The following is a 755-nucleotide window of genomic DNA, read 5'->3' on the forward strand; positions in this document are numbered from 1 at the left end:
CCGCGCCTCGGGTTCTACCTTGTCTCTTGCGGCGGCAGCGTCGGAGGTGTATACGCGACGGCCCCCGTCCCGCAGCCGCCCGTGCCGGCGCCTCCGGTTCCGGCGCCGCCCGTCCCGTCCCCGCCCGTTCCGGGTGCGGCCTGGACGGCGGTGGTGACGGCCGACCGCGAGTACTTCAACACCGTCATCGCGGAGGAAGGACCCGACTCGGCGACGCTCACCTTCCCGCCGTACGCGCCTGAGCGGCGGATCCCGCTCACCGGGGCGCAGATCCGGATCGGGCGGCGCAGCTCGGCCCAGCCGTCCCCGCCCGAGATCGACCTGCGCGAGCCGCCCGAGGACCCCGGCGTCTCCCACGTCCACGCGGTGCTGCTGGCCAAGCCGGACGGCACCTGGACCCTCGTCGACCCCGGCTCCACCAACCGGACCTGCGTGAACGGGTCAACGGACCCCGTCCCCTACAACGTGGAGGTCCCCGTCTCCGACGGCGACCGCATCCACGTGGGCGCCTGGACCACCATCACGCTCACCCGAGGCGAGGCGACATGACGGCCGTCCGGCAGGCTCCCCCGGCGGGCCCGCCCGCGCCTTCCGCGCAGGCGGGCCCGCCGGGGGAGCCTGCCCGGCCCTTATACACAACTGACGCTGCCGACGAAGAGGGAAGTGTCGATCACGCGCGGCTGCGGAGCATTAAAAAAAAAAAAATAAAACACAGACAGGACAACCACAAAAACGAAACAACCAAACACAGCAAC

General features: G+C 70.6%; 1 protein-coding gene. It reads left to right on the plus strand.

Annotated features, from left to right (window positions below; translation table 11 throughout):
- Positions 1-549: FHA domain-containing protein (locus tag HUX53_RS37475; RefSeq protein WP_176408017.1), on the plus strand; the 549-nt coding region annotated here is incomplete at its 5' end.
- Positions 550-755: the final 206 nt, after the last annotated feature.

Origin of the sequence: Actinomadura sp. BRA 177 (genome assembly GCF_013372625.1) — a bacterium.
GTDB lineage: Bacteria > Actinomycetota > Actinomycetes > Streptosporangiales > Streptosporangiaceae > Spirillospora.